An 18399-nucleotide genomic window follows, 5' to 3' on the forward strand; every position below is an offset into this window, starting at 1 on the left:
CGAATTCTTCAAAAGGATCATCCAACGGTAAGGCTCAAGGCCTAAGCCATGCATAAACAATTCGTGAACAAGTTATAAAGGGCAGGAAGGATATGGGCACAATGAAGAGGGGTTATACGTGCCGCGCGACGTAAAACATCAGTGCGAAAATGACGATGGGGATCAGCGCCAGCATGATGTAAAACAGGATTCTTTTCAGCCAGGGCGAGCGCCGCTGCTTCCAGTCACGCAATTCGGGGCGCTCGGCGACTCCTACCTGGTCTTGATGCTCGAGGTCCCAGGCAAATTCATGGGCGCTGACGTAACGCTTCTTGGGATCGCGCTCCAGGGCGCGATAAATAATTTCCTGCAATTGCGGAGAGATTTCTGGGTTGACCTCACGCGGCGGCACAGGATTGTTCAGTAGCCGGTCATTCATGATGGCAAACGGATTAGGCCCCTGAAACGGCACCCTGCCTGTCAGCATTTCGTAGAGCATGACGCCCAAGGCGTATAAATCGCTGCGCGCATCGCCGCGCTTGCCTTTCACCTGTTCGGGGGAGATGTAGTCGGGTGTTCCCATCGTTGCCGAGAGCTTGGCAAAGGTCAGCCGCCGCGCGCCGGCGTTGGCGGCAATGCCGAAGTCAATAAGTTTGATGTTATCGTTGGCGTCAATCATGACGTTTTCCGGCTTCAGATCGCGGTGCACCACGCCATTGCGATGGATATAGTCCAGTGCACGCGCAATTCCCAGCGTGATCTTGACTGCCCGCTCGGGTGGAAGCTTCTTTTGCTCATTGAGGAGCTGGCGCAGCAACCTTCCCTCCACCCACTCCATGACCATGTAGATCTGGCTGCGGTCATCATCGGCGATCACTTTCATTACACCTGGATGGTCGAGTTTTGTGCCGATATCCTGTTCGCGGTGAAAACGTTCGTAGAACACCGGGTCGCTTTCCATTTCGGGATGTGGAATTTTGATCGCAACCGGCTTACCCGTGCGCAGGTCCGTACCACGAAAGATGGAGGCCATGCCGCTGCGCGCAACGACATTTTCAATGCGATAGTGGTCGAGTTGGTCGCCAGTATGAAGTGAAATCATTAAAGTCTTGTTATGCCGGAACATCCATCAATCAAGCATACGATCTCCATAAGAACTATTTAGTCTCAAAATGGAATCTTGATGAGGGATGCAGTGGAGTCATCGCAGCGCAAATCCGCGGTTGTACACTCCCTTTAGAGCAGTTTGTAGGGCCGCCCGCGGTACATGCCTATGCGCTCGACGCTGCGAACGCGGATGAGCTGCACGCTGATATTATCGCTGCCATCCTTCTGGTTGGCAACTTCCACCAGCTTTTTCGCTGCGCTCTGCAAGTCGTCGGTGTGGCTGATGATGTGCGCCATCTCGGAGGGCGTCACTGCGCCGTGCAGTCCGTCTGAGCAAAGCACCAGAACATCCCCGGCCAGGACCTGGTGCTCGCTGGTCTCGGGGTTGACGAACAGGTCGTTTCCCAGTGAGCGGCTGAGTACGTGGCGGGTACGCACAGTGGCTGCTTCCCGTGCGGAAAGCAGCCCCATACTGAACTGCTCGTTGGCCACGGTATGATCTCGGGTAAGCGCGTTGGCCCCGCCGCGCCGTATGAGATAACAACGCGAATCGCCCACGTGGGCCACCACCGCGCGATCAAAACGCAGGGCGCAGGCCACCAGCGTGGTGGCGATGGTCACAATATTTTTCCCAGGCTCCATTGCGGCCTCCTGCACATGCGTATTGGCCGCCTGCACCAAGCGCGGCAATAGTGACGTGTGCAGCTCGCCAGGATCGGCATCGAGAAATCCCGCCAGCAGGCTTTCTACGGCCGTACGCGAGGCCACCTCGCCCCGGTCCTGCCCGCCTACTCCATCAGCCAGCGCAAACAGCCAGCCACGGCTACGCGCCAGCTCTGGCGTCTCAGGCACAACGTGGCCAATATAATCCTCGTTGTGCTCGCGTCTGCGTCCGGTATCGGAAAGTTGAGAGAATTCCACTTGCAGCATAGAACTTTGCGGTGAACGGCCCCGACGGGCGAAAACTCCCGTGGGGCCGCCAGGATACGATCCTCGATGACCAGCGTACATTATGCCTCATACCCCGTAAAAACGGGCGGACATGAGTCCGCCCGTGGTTCTATGGTTTTTATTTTCAGGCGAGCTTAATCATGCCGTACCGGCATTGGCACGTTCTCGCACCAGTGTCGTCCGCCCTGAGGCCTTGCTGGAGCGGACAAAGTAAATCCACCCATAGACGGCCCAGATCAACGCGATAGCCAATGCTGTAAACGGCTCCAGTTTCGTGCCATAGCCCATGAACGGCAAGACCAGATAAGCAGCCATGCAGAGCAAATTCGCCACCAATCCAAACACGGGGATAACGAAGTGGCGTATCGGCTTAAAGTTCGGATGCTTATGGTAAGCGACCAGGCAAATGACGCAGCTCAAACCGTAGAGCAAGAAGGTGCCGAAGTTTGAAGCCAGAGCCACCGCAATCAAAGAATTGGGCAGCTTCGCCATGGTGTCATGCGATGGATACCCAAAGCTCGACCAGAAGCCGTGTGGCAGAGCCTGAATGGTCGCGTCAGAAAGAGCAGAGGTATCGCCAAATGGCATGGCTACAACGACGCAGCCGATCACGGCAGAGATTGCAGCCAAGACCCAGATGGCGCGATGTGGCGTCAGGTTCTTGCCGTGCAACATGCCAAAGTGCTCGGGCACTTCATCGTCTTTGCCCATGGCGTAGGTGACTCGCGCCCCGGTATTGATGCACGAGAGGGTGGTGCCAATCAGAGCCAGGAAGACGGTGAACGCCTGAATGAGCATGAACGTTCGTCCGCGGCCTGGACCTAAAATGGCATCGCCCACCATGATCATCATGTCTCCGATGGGAGCGCCCGAGCCTTGGGCAGTTGCCATAGGATAGCCGCTGTTCAAGAAATAGTTGGCGGCAAAATACTCGAACAGGTAACAGAAGGCCCCCTGCACCAGTAATGACGTAATGACGGCGATGGGCACATCGCGTTTTGGATTCTTGGCTTCACCGCCCATAGCTGTTACCGATTCAAATCCCACCAGAATCAGAATAGCGACCGTAGCCTGTACAAAGACCCACCCCCACTTATGAGGAGCGATAACAGATTTGGCATCCGGATGGGCGACGAAATTACCGCTGCCATCATCCGAAGGATAGGTGACTTGATAGGGCACCGACTTGCCTTGAGCATCCAACAGAGGCTGCGGGATGCCGTTGGAATCACGGACAATGGTGTCCGTGGTTTGGCCGTTGGCGGTCGTCTTTTCTGTTTTGAACTGATAGCTGTAACTCGCGCCCGAGGTAGCATCCCACTGCAGGCCAGTGCTGCCAGGGGCGTGGTTCAAACGGTAGCCCAAAGCCATCACAGAGAACACGATCAGTGCAGAGATCTGAATGATGTTGATGGCAATGCTGACTCCTGTTGAACCGACCACGCCTCGATAGGCAATATAGGCGACAGCAAACGAAGCGATAATGGCGCACAGCCCCATAAACATCGGTCCGGGATTGGAGGCACTCATGAAGTTCGGCCACAGTGTGCCCACAATGTAACCGCAGAAAATTCCGATAACGCCGACCATCACTCCGGGATAAATCCAGTAATACAGATGCGAGGCCCAACCGACGATGAATTTCGAAAGCCGGGCAAAACGCCATGCCTTATCGTGGTTGAGAAAAGATTGTTCTGCGAAATAATACGAGCTGCCGGTGCCCGGATACAGCTTCGCCATTTCCGCATAGCATACGGCTGTGGCCAGACAAAGCAACAAGGCGACAAAAATGCCCAACCACATCGCTGGTGCGGTCGCGCCTTCTGCTGCCTGGGGTTGGAAAGTTAGCCAGAGAAAGGCTCCGGGGGCGATGAGTGCCATTGCATTCATCGTCAACCCGGTCAATCCCAGGGTTGGTTTCATTTCACTTGCGCTGGTTGCGCTGGTGTTCTCCTCCATGTACATTCTCCTTTGCAAAACAATCGTTGTTTTTTGCCGAACAAAGTCGTCGTTCGTGCCAAAGCGTGCTCCGAGAGTTCTGTATGATGCCGTGTGACCAACCGAAAGTAAAATGTAAATTTTCTATAAAGGGAATAAGTCTTTTATATAAGAGGTCTAGGTGAGGGTTCTAAGCGCGATAAAAAAAATCAATTGGACAAAAATCGTTTTTGCCAATAACCTTCCAAGCCGCAATCCACAAAAACTGCCGCTGGGCTGTTGAAGATCAACGTTTCCTCGTAGTTTGGGAGTGCCCATCCTGGGTTCCAGCGGCGATGTTGTATTATTAATTCCCAATTTATGATCAAGTTGGAAAAGATCACAGACACCATGCTCGATGTGGAGTTCATGGCATGAGGCTCGCAGGATTTTTGTTATTACTCACCGGATGGATTATCGTTCTGGCCGCGATTGTGCTCTTCCCTTCGGCCGCGCCACGCAGTTGGTTTGTGTCTGCGGGCGTAGCTGTAGAACTGCTGGGATTGACGCTCGTATTCCGCTCGCACCTGGAGCTGCGAAAGGAACGAGGATAATCGTATGCCCGCTCCTTCCCTCTCCGAAACTACGATGATCGTCTGTATTTTTTCTATTCTTCTCGTGCCCTTTGCCGGCGCGGGACTTGCACTCATTAACACCGGTTTAGGCCGTTCCCGCAGCGCGGCCCACGCGATGATGGCTGCTCTGTGCGTGATTGCCGTCGCAGCCGGCGTGTACTTTATATGTGGATTCGCCTGGCAGGGTTTTATCGGACGGCCTGCACATATCCTTATTATGGGCGGCAAGCCGTGGAACTGGATTGCAGCCGAACCCTTCTTTTTCCGTGGATTGCAATTTGATGGCTCGGCCGCTCCGCTCGCTGCATGGCTGCAAATACTGTGCGTTGGATTGGCGGCGCTGATCCCCTTAGGCAGCGGTGCAGACCGCTGGCGATTGGGCGCGATCTGCATCTCGACGGCCCTGCTGGCTGGCTTTGTCTATCCTTTATTTACCCATTGGGTTTGGGGTGGGGGCTGGCTGGCGCAACTCGGTGTCAACTATGGCCTGGGCCACGGTTTTGTGGATGTAGGAGGCGCCAGCTCCATTCAAGTGCTGGGCGGCCTGACCGCTTTAGCTATTGCCTGGATCTTAGGCCCCCGGCGCGGCAAATATTCTCTGGAAGGAATGCCCACCGCAGTGCCCGGTCATAACATAGTCTTCGTTCTGTTTGGCTGCCTGCTCGGCTTGTTGGGATGGATAGGTTTGAACTCAGCCGGAGCTATTTTATTTACCGGTGCAGAACCCAGCCGCGTAGTCCTGATTGGGATCAATACCACACTGGCTGCGGCCTCTGCCACTCTGACCGCAGCACTGATTACACGCGTGCGTTTCGGTAAACCCGACGCCTCACTCAGCGCCAATGGCTGGATTAGCGGATTGGTTGCCAGCAGTGCTGCCTGCGCTTTTATCTCTCCTGCGGCTGCGGTCATGATTGGTCTGATGGCAGGCGCCTTGGTTACCTTCACCGTTGAAATATTCGAATTGAGGTTGGCCGTGGATGATCCCGGCGGCGCGATTTCCGTACACGCCATCGGTGGCATATGGGGGATCCTCGCTGTTGGCATCTTCGCCCACTTCCCTGCCAACGTGTTGAATGCAGTCAGCGACCCATCACACCCTTCACCAAGCGGCGGTTCAGGCCAGTGGCTCGCACAACTTATAGGCGTCGCGACATTGCTTGGATTTGTGCTGCCGCTGGCCTACGGCCTGAACTGGCTGCTCAACCGGTTTTATCCGCAACGCGTGGCCATGGAAGGCGAACGGCAAGGAATGGATTTACACGAATTGGGCGCAGGTGCTTATCCCGAATTCATTACCCACACCGAAGAATTCATGCAGCGCTAGCTCGGTTTGAGTTACTATTTGCGCCGCTCGCGGCGCACGGTGGGAGCCCCGGCCTTTAGGCCGGGGTGAAGGTTCTTAAAACATTTGGGCTTTAGCCCCGGCATTCTGTAGACCCGCGACAGATTGTCCTCATTCAGGATCCGAACTCTCCCGCTCACTTGCCACAGGCGTTTGACCCGCGCTCTTCTCAATCAACTTCTGCACCGAGGGCACGATCATAAGCAACAGTTGAGCATTCGGCTTCTTTGCCTGTTCGACCAGCGCGAACTCTGTCTTCCAGGATTCCGGAGCGCGTTCGCCACGATCAAGATAATCCAGTGCTTGCAATCCCGCCGTGCTCAGCGCAGAAAGATTTTGGGAAACAGGTGCAACTTCCTTCAGCAAAAAAGATTTCTCCAGAAGCGGCTGCAGAGTTGCCTGGTTATCACGCCAGCGCGTAAGCATGGCACGAATTTGGGTTTTGGTTTCCGGGGTGTTGGATTTGCCCGAAACCAATGCATCCACCAGATTTGCAAACTGCCGCGCTGTGTCACTCTCTGGGCGGGCAGCGTCAATCAGGCGATTAAGCGGAGCAGCACTCGTCGGCTCAACCGTTGCGGTTTTTTCACGGCTGTAATTTTTGACAGGCTCAACCACGTCAGCGAGCAAGCGCAGCGCTGCGATGTCATCACTTCCGGCAAGACGACGCAGCATCGAGCTGTAACTGGAGTTATGCGTGAGACCGAGCCAGTCCAGGTTGCGGCTGAATTTATCCAAACGCTGATACATCGAGTTCACATCCTGCACATCGGCGGGTGACCACAGGCGTTCGGCAATCGCCCCGGTGCGCGGCCAGATGCGTGAGTCAATATTTTCCGCGGAAACATACTCCGACCACATGCATGCTTCCCCGCCAAGGATATGCTTCTTCTCTTCCGGGCTCAGGGCCGCGGCTGCATCCGCCATGGGATCAACGGCGTAGTGCCGTGAGGCCGGCCATATCAAATCAATGTAATAGCCATTGGAAAGAAGACCGCTGTAGCCTTGCCGAGCCGCTTCGGCGAGCGACTTCTGTCCGCGCCAGGATTGTATGACGATACTCTTGGGTAGATGTGGATTCAGGATCTCATCCCAGCCCATCATGATCTTCCCATGCCGGTTCACGATCGGTTGCACACGTTTATTGAAGTACGCCTGTAGCTCCTGATTATTTTTAAGTCCATGGACGTGCATGAACTCCTGGATTCTGGGGTTGGCATTCCACTGCTTTCCATTGACCTCGTCGCCCCCGATATGAAAATAAGCATCGGGGAAAAGCCCAGCCATCTCGCCGATGAATGCGTCGAGAAATTTATAGGTCTTCTCCTGCGTGGGGTCCATTGCCGGATTAAAGACGCCCCATCTGCGTTCGATCTCATAAGGACCGGGTGCGCTGGCGAGTTCCGGGTAACCAACAAACCAAGCGGTGCTGTGTCCGGGCATATCGAACTCGGGGACCACTCGAATGCCCCGGTCGTGCGCGTACGCAATCAACTCGCGAACCTCGGCCTGCGTGTAGTAAAGCCCGTCGGAGCCCATCAGGTGAAGTTTGGGGAATATCTTGCTCTCAACCCGAAAGCCCTGATTGTCGGAGAGGTGCCAGTGCAGAACATTCAACTTTGCCGCTGCCATGCCGTCGAGGTTGCGCTTGAGCACATCGAGTGGGATAAAATGGCGGCTGACGTCAATCATCAGGCCACGCCATGCGAAGCGGGGCTTATCATCCACGGTAATTACAGGTACGGCGAAGCCATCGGGCGTCATCTCCACCAACTGAAGAAATGTCTGTAGCCCGTGCAGTATGCCCAGCGGAGTCGGCGCCGCAAGCTGTGCGTTGGCAGAGCTCACGATGAGGCCATAGGACTCATCTTCTCCAACCTGCTGCACTGGGTTGCTTCCATGCTCAGCGCGGATGACCAATGTGGCCTCTGCAGAGTCGCCTATTTTCGTGTTCAGGGGCATTCCGGTTTGCCGCGAAAGCTCGCTCAGGAATCTTTGGACACCACGTTCAAGCCGCCGGTCTTTATATCCAGTAAGCGCAACTGTGAACGATTGGTTGACGAGAAGCCGTCCGCTGCCAGGCTGAAAAGAAGATGGCATGGGCATTACATTCAATTGCGGTTGCGGTTGGGCTAGTGTCAGAGGGGCGAACAGTAAACACATAAACAAGGTTAGACCACGCATTAAAAGTTTTCTCCTCGGGATCGCGTTGGGTTCTTTGGGCTTCGGCAAACGGCACTTGATATTAATCCCACCCATGTTAATATACCGGCCATGCGAAAACTTATTGTGCTTCTTCTTGTAGGTTTTTCTCTGCCTGCTCTCGCCGACTCTGCCTGCGATCATCCTAAAAATGACTTCGATGGCCTTTACTGCCTGAATAAGGTTTGGATTGAGGCTGATAAAAACCTCAACCAGGCTTACCAGAAGTTGAGCGCAAAGTTGGATGCCTCGGGCAAAGCTGCATTGAAAAGGGGCCAGCTCGCCTGGATCAAGTCGCGCAATTCATCCTGCTCAGAGACCAAAGGCGAACAGTTTTTCGTAGATCTGGATTGCGCCTCCAAGACCACCATTGAGCGCGCCAAATTTCTTGAAGACCGTTACCGCGAGTGCGTGAGCGCCGGCTGCATGAACAGCAAGCTGGAATAGCCGCTAGCTGTGCGCTGCACGGCCATCCAGCACTTCGCGCACCTTAACCGTGAGTGAGGCCGGCGTAAACGGTTTTTGCAAAAAGAAAACGTCGGCATCAAGCACTCTCTGCTGGAAGAGCGCGCTGTTCGTATATCCCGACATATACAACACCTTAATTTGTGGCCTGCGGGCAACAACTTGCGTAGCCAGTTCCGGACCGCTCAGACCAGGCATGACCATATCGGTCAAAAGCAGGTGAATGGGGCCGGTGTAGCGCTCACATAAAGAAGCCACGGCTAACGCATCATCTCCAATCAGGACGGAGTAGCCGGAAGCAGTCAAAACCGCGCGCGTCAACTCTCGAACTCCCTGGTCGTCTTCCACCAGAAGAATCGTCTCATTGCCTTTCACTGCGGCTGCCGGGAGACGCTCGGCCCGCGTCACAACCGTAGGCTCATCCACCCGCGGCAGATAGATTTTAAAAGTGGTTCCCCGCCCTGGCTCGCTATAGACCCAAATGTAGCCGCCGCTTTGCTTCACGATGCCATACACCATGGAAAGGCCCAGGCCAGTTCCCTTGCCTGGTTCTTTGGTCGTGAAAAAAGGCTCGAAGATGTGCGCTTGTACTTCGGAATCCATGCCAACGCCCGTATCGCTGACTGCCAGCATCACATAATGTCCGGGAACAGCGCCTACGTGCTCGCGTGCCCAACTTTCATCCAGGTTCTTGTTGCTTGTTTCGAGCGTGAGCTGGCCACCGTTGGGCATGACGTCACGCGCGTTGACCACCAGGTTCATGATTACCTGCTCGATCTGGCTGCGATCAGCTTTTACCAGGCTCAGCTCCGGCCCCGTGACGGTTGTCATTTCAATATGTTCACCAATCAAACGGCGCAACATCTTTTCCATGTCGATCACCAGCACGTTGAGATCGAACACCTTCGGCTGCAACACCTGCCTGCGGCTGAAAGCCAGCAACTGGCGCGTGAGCGCTGCCGCCTGCTCTGCAGCTCCGTCAATTTGTTCGACCTGGGTACGAAGCTCATGGTCGAGACGCGAGCGGCTCAGGACCAGGTCGGCATAACCTTTCACCACCGTCAATATGTTGTTGAAATCATGAGCGATGCCTCCTGAAAGCGTGCCGATGGCCTCCATTCTTTGGGCCAGGCGAAGTTGCTCCTCCAGCCGCTTGCGCTCGCTGATATCTATGGCCATGGCCATAACATATTGCGGCTTGCCCTGAAAATCTTTCAGTACTGAGAGATTCAAATCTGCCCAGACCGTGCGGCCGTCGCGCAGCACATACCGTTTTTCTCGCCGGTCCTGGTCGCGTCTTCCGCTGATGAGCTCTGCATAGCGCGCCGCATCTGCCTGACGATTTGCAGGGTAGGTAAGTTCGTCGAACAACGCATTGCTGACCGGCTCCTGGGGGCTGAGTGCCAGCATTTTGCGATAAGCAGGGTTCGTGTCTACTGCATTGCCTTCCATGTCAATCAAGCTGATACCGATCGTCGATCCCTGAAAGAGAGTCCGGAACCGTTTTTCACTTTCCTGCACTGCCTGTTCGGCCTGTTTGCGCTCTGTGATATCAAGAGAAATACCAATCAGACCCATTACATTACCTTGCGCATCGCGATACGGGCTTTTGGTGGCAAGAAATATACGTGGAGCGCCTGCTATTGTGCGCACGCTCTCGTAAGTGTGTGTCTTAGCTGATTCAATGACTGAACGATCTTCCTGCACTATTTGTTGCACCATATCGGCAGAGAAAAAATCACGATCATCTTTGCCAATGACTTCATACGCCGGCCGGCCCAACAATCCGGCGCCCGCCGTGTTGATCATGATGTAGCGCCCTTGCAGACCTTTTATGAAGATGGCTTCACTCGTACCTTCGATGATCGCCTGCAAAAGATTGTGGTTCAGCCGGAGCGCCTCCGCGCTGTGTTGCTGCTCACGTTGCGCCAGCAGCAGACGCGCGTAAGAAATAACCAGGGAAAGCAGAACCGCCATTCCAGCTATCTCGAGTTGCACCCTCGCGACCTCCGCTGCCATCAATAAAACCAGGCAGGGAAAGATAAGGGGAAGCACCTGCATGATCAGCAGCCGTCGGAACTGCAAAAACGGCCGCGGGGCTGAAACTGGACGATCGCTGTCTTTCCATGACGTAGCGGTTATGACCGGTATCAACCACGGCAGGCTCCATACCAGATCGAACCATCCGCCGCTGTCTGGTGGTATGAGCACGCCTGAGGCGAGATAGAGGTCCGTGAGAAAGGCCAGCAGCCGGAAGTATCCAAACCGCCGGAAAAGAATGCTTGCGGGATCGGAACGTGTATACCATGCCCGAACGAAGAACCCCACAGTAGTCAATCCATCAATGATCAAAGACAATCGCCACGAACCCAATGACCCGCCATGCACCAGGTTCGAAAAATAGACGTACACCAATACGACGACGATGGCCACCTGTGCAAAGTCGAGAATTCGTGGCCAATCCACCCCCTCCGACTCTGACTCCGGATCGAGAAACAGGCACATCACCAGGGGAGCAATCCACGTGGTAAAAAACACGTCAATGCCCCACAAGCTCAAAGTGGGACGATGCAAGATGCTGCTGTAGTAGCACCCAAGGGCCTGGCCGATACACCAGATAGCGAAACCTGAGGCGACCAACCTCCAGAACATGCGTCCAAATGCGCCGGAACGGTGGGCAGCTTGCAAGGCAGTAACCAGGGCCAGGATTCCAAGCGCAAGCTGAATAAGGTCAGAGAGGATAGGCCCGGGGAAGCGGCCCTTAAGAAAAGCAATGACAGCCGCATGGGCCCCCAACAGGATGACCGCCAAGAGCACAGGTTTCCGAGGTACCTGCATATAAGCCTTTGGCGAACAGAATTATCTTCGGTCCCGTCGCCATTCTATAACGGGAAAAAGATGGAAATCGGAAAAATCTAGCCTGGTCATCCCAAGAACAACTTACCGCGAATGTATGAGCGCCGGCTGCATGAACAGTAAGCTAGAGGTCGGCAAAACGGCTATAAAGCAGTCTCCCCCTCCCCTATTACTTAGAGTAGTTCATGCCGTGTTAAGTCATTGAGATTCAATGACGTATGGAGGGGATGGAAGTAGTGAAGCATGTGCCCTTGCTCCTCTTCGGTGTCAGGAATCTCCCCGGTCTATTCTGTCAGGAATGTTCCCAGTCCATAACCATCCCGAGTCATCCCCCCACCCCCCTTGCGTGCAAGGGGGATGGGTTTGAACCGCGGATTTACTGAAGGGAATCGATTTTCGATGAGGGACTGGCTGCTCACCGGATATTCGTGAATCCTAGGGGAAGATCCGGAATAAAAAATATGGAGGCCCCGGGCAGAGTCGAACTGCCGACCAACGGTTTAGGAAACCGCTGCTCTATCCATCTGAGCTACGGGGCCATCTGAGGTATAGGGCGAAGCGAGGTGCGAGGCCAATACCGATTTTTCAGGCCTCTAGAGCATTCTAGCTTAGTACTCGGTACTCAGTCTTCAGTACTCAGTTCGAAAATGCTCCTCGAGGAGTACCCACTTGCTAGCTTGTTGTTAGAGTGTCTCAAATCGCATTCTACCCTCGTCGTTATTGGCTAAAATCGGCTCCGGTGTGGAGACTAGCTGGTAGTCGGAATTAGTACTCGGTACCCAGTCCTCAGTACTCAGAAAAGAAGGGTTTCGCGACCAAAACAACCTTTTGTCACTCGCTCACTGTCGGCGGATTTCGATAACCTGCCGGAACAACAAATTTTCAAAGAGCTTTCTTTTAAAGGGCTCCGCGGTAAACTGCTTGGCCCTCGCTAACTGCTCGCGCTCATGCGGCGCCCGCATTTGGCCCACCCTAAACACACGTCTAACACAATGATGGCCTACGGTTTCTAAGGAGTCAATAATTTGATATCAGAGTGATACCATTTTCAGCAGTCCTCAGTCATCGGCCCTCAGGAGTCAAAAGCAATCAGAATTCGCGAAGTGTTTCCACGAGGAAATTTTTACGCTTGATTGGAACTTTGTCTGGAAATCAATCAAAGAAAAACCCCGCCCTAGCAAAGAAAGCTAGGACGGGGCTTTCAGCCTAACGGCCTATTCCACACACAATGGAAGAAAAACTGAAAATAGTAATATCAACAGGAAGCTTGACCCTTAGTTCAATTTCTTCAAGCGGTTTGGCAATAAGGCCCGTAGCTTTCGTTGCCATGGATTTGAGAGGATACCTGATAGTGGTGCTCAGTATTTGCTTGGCCTCCCAACCCCCAGTAAAGTAGCGGTACGACCACCCCACCGCAACTGTTTTTGTAATATTGGGAACATACGGAGCGAGACTGTGTGCGACGGGAGGGCCGAGATGCACTAGTGTCTCTGCTCCTACTTCTTTACCGACTTCACCGGCGTCGCCTTTGGCTATCGCCTCTCCAATGTCAACGCCATTCTGGACGCTATTTCCTAAAAGCGCCTTCGAGATAACGCCATTTCCTAGGCGGCCTCCGGTTAGCGATTTCAACCCATTCTGCAAACTAAAGTAATTGGTGCCCGCCCTCACACAATCTAGAAAAGACGTCTCGTGAGCGGGGGGCACGGCCGGACTATCCGGGCCGAACCCGTAATTTTCGGTGGTCACTTCGCCGGTCGTGCCGTTAACAGTCTGTACAGTCGTGGGAATCGTAACTATGCCTAAATCGCCAGAATCATTTATGACCAACTCTGTTAATGGGGTTGTTGGCAGGATTATGGGTTCATCTGGTGGTGCTGGGGACGGGGAGCCAGGGGCATCTGGTGGTGGCATATCTGATGGTGGACCATCGCCGCCGCCTATATCGCCGCCGCCTCCTCCGTCTCCGCCTCCTCCGTCTATCTCGTGACACATCGTAATTCCGTCACACTCCCCTGCGCCGCTGGGATCCAGATAGGTAATAGGATCATTTGTGACGTAGGAATAACGATTTAGGGATTGAGGATTCGACGAATTTCCCGCCAGTGGATCTAACGACATAAATCTTCCTAGCCCACTGGAATAGTAGCGCGCGGCCGCGTAGTCCAGACCGGACTCGCTGTCGCGCTCGTACGTAGTGAACTTCCATTTGTCGAGAGCGCCGGTTTCGTACCAAGTTTCACCGAAGGGAAGGTGTCCGAAGGTGTGCACAACATTGCCACTGGCATCGGTCTCCAGACGGTTGGAGAGATGATCGGGATGGTGATAGATGGCATTGCCGGGTGCATCGAGCGTAGCCAACCGCTGGCTTCCAGCGTAGATGTATTCCTTGCTTAAACTGCCATTCAGATATTCAGCAATCACCTGGTCGCCTGCATACACATATGTCGTGGAACTGGTTTTTGTTAGTGTTCCTCCGGAAGCGGACCATAGGTCTTTGCGGATTCGGAGGTCTGCGACATCGTAACCATAGCTGGCGCTGGTTGCACCACCATCGGTCTGGGACAAGAGACGGTTTTCAGCGTCATACGTGCGGCTTCGTCCGGGTGTGCCGTCGCTGATCATGTTCCCAGATGCGTCGTACATGAACCCCGGGGTGTTGATACGGTTGGTAGCGGGATCAATGCTGAGTTGAGGAGTGCCCAAGGCGAGTGTTCCGCCAACAACATTCTCGCTGAGCCGGTTCCCGTAGCGATCATAGGGCCAATTTAAGGCCCATGTATTGGGGGCAGTCAGGTCATTGGTTTGGGCCGCGACCAGCCGCGATAAGGAGTCGTAAATATAGTTAGTGCTGTAGGCCGGCCCGCGCGCGTCGGTGATTCCCTGTACTTCTCCGTTGTTCTGACTGTTAGGGCCAGTATAGCTGTAGGAGAGGTTGAGCAAGTTCCCAGCAGCAGCACCTGGCTGGGAATATTGGATGGAGTTCAATTGCTGGTGGTCATTGTAGGCCAGGCTGCCTTGCACCGTGTTCCCATAGGTGAAGCTCAGCAACTGGCCGGCTGCGCTGTAAGAGTTACTGGTGAAATAAGTACTTCCGTTGCTCTGCACCGAGCTAAGGCGGCCACCGGCATCGTAGTTGTTGGTGACCACTCGGGTAGACGGATAAGTAATCTGCGTAACCTGACCGGCAGGATTGTATTGATAGCTGACCATGCTCTGCAGATCGTTGGCTCCGGTTGCGCTTACTTGGCTTAGTCGGCCAACCACATCATACGAATAAGTTTCGTAGTGACCTGGCGAAGTGCCAGCATCGCCTGCACTGGTAAGGCGGCCCAGGGCGTTCGCTGCCGCACCGCCAACATCATAGGAAAAGACGCGCGCCGTGGTGCTGCTGTCCGGGTAGTTGACGGCCTTCACTCGATCAAGACCATCGTACGCATAGGTCGTGGTGTAACCTCTGCTATCCACGCGACGGCATGGGGAGTCGGGATCGCTGCTGCAAACTGCTCCCGAAGATGTGATATAGAAAAGCTGTGTAGTCCCACCTTCGGGCGTTGTAATCGAGGTAACGCGGCCCAGGTTGTCGTACATTGTTGTGCGGGTTTGCACGCCTTGGGTAACCTGCGTGAGATTACCGAGCGCATCGTAAGCATATAAGGTGCTAATGGGAGCATTGAGCGAGTCCGGAGTCAGATCCGACCCGCCGCTCAGCATCACGCCAGGAGTTGTGAAAGACGGATTGTCCGGCTGATAGGAGCTGGAGGGAAGATTCACAAAAATGTTGCCGGACGCCCCAGGAGTTTTATAAGTCATTGTGATAGTGGAACCTGAAGCCGAGGCGGTGACAGGGGAACCTGGCTGGTTCAAACCAGTTGGCCCAGTGCCCACCAGGGCCGAGGCAATCAGCGCGGCCGTGTTGTTGCCGTTTTGCCCGTAAGAGGCGCTCGCGGTAAAGCCGCGCATGGCAACATAGACAATGCCTGAGTCATAGATCGTTCCTCCATTGGAGGCGTCCTGACCACCGATCAAGTGTGAACCTGAGCTGACCTGGAATGAAGGCGAGGGGAAGTCCGTAGGATCATTGGACACGATAGAAGTAGACAGCGGGTAGTTCGTTGCCGCGCCCTTCGCCCTGGCGATAAGATCCACAACGATATTGCCAGATTCGTCTGCGCCATAGAAAATCGCATCCACGGGCGACGTTGTGTCAAGATGAAATGCGTTCGCCAGCGCGTGGACGCTTTGACCAGAATCGGTACCGGTAGAAGAGCTGTAGCTAACACTCTTGGTGGAACCTGCCACGGTAATGCTGATCGAGCCGCTGTCGGTACAAGGCTGTCCAGAAGGAGAACAACTCGCCTTTGACTGCAGTGTACCACTCAAGGTCAGTTCCACACGCCCGCTGGTTGCCGATTGCTTACCCGTGGCAAAGCTCCGTAGCGTGCCGTTGATAGTCAGCGAACCGCTGGCTGCAGAGGCAGATGAGCCTCCGCCAGGTTCGTCAACTTGAACCAATTGCCCGAAAGCGTCGTGATACTTGCGGATCTGCTGGTTCGCAGGATCAGTAGTCGTGCTGGAATTTCCATTGTAGCTGTAGGTATAACTTCCGCCGCTGGGTGGAGTGCGGGAAACTATTCTCCCGAGATTATCCATCTGAGTTGTGTTCCAGACCAGGGAATCGGAAGGCCCATAGGGATTGCTGGTCTTCACTGTCCGATTGACGTCGTCATAGGTTGTATCTACCGTGCTTACCAGGGTTGAGCCATTCAACGTCTGCTGCCAGAGCACGCGGCCTTTGTCGTCGGACGTAGACGTCTGGACCGCGCTATTGGCCGTACTGGAATTTGTTGTGCCTACCAGAGCAGAGGTGTCATCATAGCCCGTATTTGCATAAACTCTTCCCTTGGGAGCAGTGGGCTCAGGGCTGTTCACCTGGGTAAGGCGATCCATTGGATCGTTGTAGACAAAGTACGTTGTCTGGCCGTTCTCGTCGGTTGTAGATAACGTGTTACCCGTTGCCACGTCATAAGTTCCGCTGACAGAGAGTTGCAGCCCAGAGGGCCCGCGCACCGTGGTTTCGGGATAGCTGTACTGAGTGTTGGCTGTATATGTCCACTGCTCTTGCGTGCAGCAATCTGCATCCGCCTGGATCAGATTACCAAGCGTATCGTAGTAAAAGTTTTTTGTGATTGCACCCGACCCACCGGCAGCATTGGTATAACGGGTCGAGCTGGTCCGGTTCCCGCGCGTGGTAAACGAGTCGGAGAAGTTCACGTCATCGTGGTTGGTGGCCCCGGAAACCAGACTCAATGTAGTCCCGTCATAGCCGAAGTCCGTGCGGGTGATGAGATTATTGCTTGCGTCGTAGACTAAGACTTGTGACACTCGATCCACGATGTGATTTGAGAGCGTTGCATAACTGTTCTTGGTATAGCGCTTCAGCTTCAAACCCCAGCCGAGATCGTTTTGCTGCGTGATATTCCCGTTGATGTCATAGGTGTATTGCACCTGGGACTTCTGTCCTGAGTCTCCCAATGTGGTTGTTACGCTGCTGATCTGTGCATTATTGTTGTTCGCATCTTCTACCCACGCATAGTCCGTTTGGCGAAGCAATGTATTCCCCGACTGAACCACCACAGAAAGTGGAGCGCCAACAAGCAAGATCTTGCTTGGATCACCGGTGTCTGTCTGCACCGTTGTAGTGGTGGTTGTGCCAGAAGGGTCGGTGACGGAGGATGAGGTAATGTTTCCGTTTGCGTCTTTCGTGACCGAAAAATTCGAAGTTGTAGTATTCACGCCGTCAAAGATTGTTTCCTGTGTATAAGAGGGAGCATCTTCCAGCGGAGTCGCTGCTGAAGGAAAGTTGTACGCGACATAACCTCGGACTACCCTAGAAGTGCTGGGAATGGTGATCGGTGAGGTCGCCGCCAGTTTGGTGATCTTGTTGACGATCCCCCAGTCGCCGTAGCTGAAGGCATAAGCTGTGCCGTTGGCGTAGGTGCAACTGGTTAATACATTGATGCTCCATCCGTTGACAGGCGCTCGTATACCGTAAGGTGCTTGAGGGAATTTAGCTGGGTCGAAGTTGTAGTTTAAGGGAATGCTGCCCCAGGTGAACATGGCATAGACTTTACTTCCTTGCGCGACATTAACGATCTTTCCATTTGGGTCGTAGTTAAAAGTGATGGTCCGACCCAAAGTATCGTGGATCTGCGAAACATGACTGTTGCTATCGTAAGTTATAGTGATGAAGTTGCCATTCGTGTCCGTGATTTGATCGGGATAATATAGAGCCATGGATGGATCAGGCTGCGTGTAGTGCACTTTCCTGCCATTTTTGTAGACCAGTGTGTGATAGGTGTGGGTGGCATCGACGTCGTCGTAGTGTATGTAGGTCGAATCTTGAGAATCGTAACCATGTCCATTGCCGACGAGACGATGCTTGCTGCCATCCGCTTCCGTGAGCACATAGCTTCCAAAAAACGAGTCATCATAAAGGCCCTCTATATATCCGAAGTCGAGCCGAAAACCGTACCCAGCAGCATCGCGGTCGGTATTGAATGAAGCTCCCCACATTCCATTCCTAGCTGGGTAAACCGTCCACAGCCGGCTGTTGTAATAGAGAGTCAAGTTCAAGTCGAGCCCATTGCGACCGGGAAGATGCACGATCGGAATCGCATAGTTATAGCTCTGGCTGCCAGGGTTGCCGGGTATGGAGGAACCAGACGGCTGAAGAGCCTGGGTTCCAGGAGTAATCCCCCGCTGATTCTGGAACGATGACCTGGCGGCCTCAATGGAGTTGTAGTCTGTGTCAGTCGGATCTGGACAGTAGCTGCTGTCTTTGCACGGTTTGACGGCGAACGCTGGCAAAAGAGCACAGAGGACCACAACCAACAACACAAAAAGGCGGACGAAGTAATTTTTCACAGCTATTCTCTCCCT

At 54.1% G+C, this 18399-nt stretch carries 9 protein-coding genes and 1 tRNA gene; 3 read left to right on the forward strand and 7 right to left on the reverse strand.

All coding sequences use genetic code 11. The annotated features are described in order from the left end of the window. Nucleotides 1-112 precede the first annotated feature (112 nt). The 3 genes from VK738_02695 to VK738_02705 form a co-directional block, all read right to left on the reverse strand. Nucleotides 113-1081 carry a serine/threonine-protein kinase gene (locus tag VK738_02695; protein HTD21532.1) on the reverse strand — a complete coding sequence of 323 codons (969 nt, stop codon included), beginning with the start codon at nucleotides 1079-1081 and terminating at the stop codon, nucleotides 113-115. A gap of 134 nt (nucleotides 1082-1215) precedes the next feature. Continuing rightward, complete coding sequence (locus VK738_02700) at nucleotides 1216-2016, reverse strand: protein phosphatase 2C domain-containing protein (GenBank protein HTD21533.1); 801 nt, start codon at nucleotides 2014-2016, stop codon at nucleotides 1216-1218. Between the two features lie 159 nt (nucleotides 2017-2175). Beyond that, nucleotides 2176-3996, reverse strand: a complete 1821-nt coding sequence (locus VK738_02705) for an APC family permease (GenBank protein HTD21534.1) — start codon at nucleotides 3994-3996, stop codon at nucleotides 2176-2178. Nucleotides 3997-4388: 392 nt separating this feature from the next. Here VK738_02705 and VK738_02710 point away from each other — a divergent pair, with 392 nt between their 5' ends. Together VK738_02710 and VK738_02715 are read left to right on the forward strand one after the other, a co-directional pair. Continuing rightward, nucleotides 4389-4568 (forward strand): hypothetical protein, encoded by a 180-nt coding sequence (locus tag VK738_02710; protein HTD21535.1) that lies wholly within the window; start codon nucleotides 4389-4391, stop codon nucleotides 4566-4568. A 4-nt stretch (nucleotides 4569-4572) separates the two neighbouring features. Beyond that, a complete protein-coding gene (locus tag VK738_02715; protein ID HTD21536.1) occupies nucleotides 4573-5916 on the forward strand; it encodes a hypothetical protein in 1344 nt (447 codons plus the stop codon). A gap of 129 nt (nucleotides 5917-6045) precedes the next feature. Here the strand turns inward: VK738_02715 and VK738_02720 are convergent, their stop codons facing one another. Then, on the reverse strand, nucleotides 6046-8280 hold the full coding sequence (locus VK738_02720; protein ID HTD21537.1) for a family 20 glycosylhydrolase: 2235 nt from the start codon (nucleotides 8278-8280) through the stop codon (nucleotides 6046-6048). Between VK738_02720 and VK738_02725 the strand changes: the two genes are divergently transcribed. Further along, nucleotides 8209-8583, forward strand: a complete 375-nt coding sequence (locus tag VK738_02725; GenBank protein HTD21538.1) for a lysozyme inhibitor LprI family protein — start codon at nucleotides 8209-8211, stop codon at nucleotides 8581-8583. The two genes, VK738_02720 and VK738_02725, sit on opposite strands and share 72 nt — an antisense overlap. Before the next feature lie 3 nt (nucleotides 8584-8586). Here the strand turns inward: VK738_02725 and VK738_02730 are convergent, their stop codons facing one another. The 3 genes from VK738_02730 to VK738_02740 all read right to left on the reverse strand — a co-directional run bounded on the left by VK738_02730 (nucleotide 8587) and on the right by VK738_02740 (nucleotide 18384). After that, on the reverse strand, nucleotides 8587-11439 hold the full coding sequence (locus VK738_02730) for a PAS domain S-box protein (protein ID HTD21539.1): 2853 nt from the start codon (nucleotides 11437-11439) through the stop codon (nucleotides 8587-8589). Nucleotides 11440-11919: 480 nt separating this feature from the next. Then, nucleotides 11920-11996: transfer RNA gene (locus VK738_02735), tRNA-Arg, on the reverse strand. A gap of 667 nt (nucleotides 11997-12663) precedes the next feature. After that, nucleotides 12664-18384 carry an RHS repeat-associated core domain-containing protein gene (locus tag VK738_02740; GenBank protein HTD21540.1) on the reverse strand — a complete coding sequence of 1907 codons (5721 nt, stop codon included), beginning with the start codon at nucleotides 18382-18384 and terminating at the stop codon, nucleotides 12664-12666. Nucleotides 18385-18399 lie beyond the last annotated feature (15 nt).

It is taken from the genome of Terriglobales bacterium (assembly GCA_035487355.1).
Classification (GTDB): domain Bacteria; phylum Acidobacteriota; class Terriglobia; order Terriglobales; family Acidobacteriaceae; genus QIAW01.